This is a genomic window from Myxococcus llanfairpwllgwyngyllgogerychwyrndrobwllllantysiliogogogochensis (assembly GCF_006636215.1).
Taxonomy (GTDB): domain Bacteria; phylum Myxococcota; class Myxococcia; order Myxococcales; family Myxococcaceae; genus Myxococcus; species Myxococcus llanfairpwllgwyngyllgogerychwyrndrobwllllantysiliogogogochensis.
In genome coordinates this window covers 1-1430 of sequence record NZ_VIFM01000531.1, presented here as the reverse complement: position 1 = coordinate 1430, position 1430 = coordinate 1, and the positions used below count along the sequence as shown (strand labels likewise).

General features: G+C 66.6%; 1 protein-coding gene. It reads left to right on the top strand.

The genetic code is table 11. The annotated features are described in order from the left end of the window. Window positions 1–1079, top strand: a 1079-nt coding sequence (locus FJV41_RS49115; protein WP_220137971.1) for a Rieske 2Fe-2S domain-containing protein, incomplete at its 5' end; no start/stop codon positions are given. Window positions 1080–1430 lie beyond the last annotated feature (351 nt).

Genomic DNA, 1430 nt, shown 5'->3' with positions numbered 1-1430 from the left:
CCCCACCCCCAGAGGAACCCATGACGGCATTGATGCGCCCCGCCACCGAACCCGCTGTGCGCGACTCGCGGCCCATCCTCGAAGGCCCCGGCATCGGCTATCACCAGAACTGGTATGCCGTCTGCCTTTCGAGGGAACTCAAGCCCGGCAAGATTGTCGGCCGTGGGTTCCTGGATGGAAAGGTGATTGCCTTTCGAGGGAAGAACGGCAAGGCGCAAGTGATGAGCGCCTATTGCAGTCACATTGGCGCGGACCTGAGCATCGGCGACGTGATTGGCGACGAGGTGCGCTGCCCCTTCCACCATTGGCAGTACAACCAGGAGGGCGTCTGTACCCACATCCCCGTGGGCTGCAAGATTCCCGACCGCGCCCGCATCCAGACTTTTCCCACGGCGGAGAAGTGGGGAATGGTCTGGGCCTTCAACGGCGAGAAGCCGCTTTTCGACGTGCCGGGCGTGCGCGGCTACGAGGAGAGCGACCTGCTGTACGGCGTCAAGGTGCATGAGGCGGGCTTCCCCGTCCCACCCTGGGTGATGGTGTGCAACTCCCACGACTACCAGCACCTGCACACGCTGCACGAGCTGGGCATCATCGAGGGGCCCATCAACATGAACAGCTCGGACTACGTCCTCGAGCACGACGTCCACTACACCACCCGTGATGGGTTGAAGGTGGAGAACTGGAACCGGGTGACAGGCACCAACACGTTCTCCGCCATCTCCCGCACGCCCTCGGGCCCCATCTTCGGCATGTTCACCGGCACGCGCATCCCAGGGGGTGGAACGCGGGCCTACCTGCTCGCGGGAGTGCCTCGAAAGGAAGGCAAGAACAAGGGCCGGCCGCCGACCCGCACGGAGCAGTTCGCGCTCGTGAGCGGCACCATGATGAGCTTCCTCAAGGACGCACCTCGCCTGCTGCGTGCCGCGAAGTTCATGCAAGCCTTCCTCGATGACGACGAGGGTGTCCTGCAGACCATCCAGTTCCGCCAAGGGGTGATGGTCGAAGCGGACAAGACGCTGCTCGGCTTCCTCAAGTACGTCCGCGAGTACCCCAAGGCGGACCTGCTCTCCGCCGCCTGAGCACCAGGCCCCTGGCTCGTCCAGGTGCGACCGTGAGGCGGAGGGATGGACTTCGCCCCTCCGCTCGGCGGCGCACCTGGCCCAGGGCGAGTCCCGCCTCGCGACGGCTGGGCTCCGGAACGCGCCCCCTTGCCCCCCAGTCCTGCATCCGGGCGACAGGGACAACCGCCTTCGCGCGGGAGGACCCCCCAAGGGACCCGGTGTATCCGCGCCTGCCCAAGGGGGTGGAGGCTCGGTCCGGCGGACCCGGGGGCACTTCCCCCATGGGGTCCCCGGCGGGTGCCTTCCGGGGGCCTGGGATGCGCCAACCCCTCAAGAGCGTTGATGAATTCGGGGTCCGTGCTCCAGGCC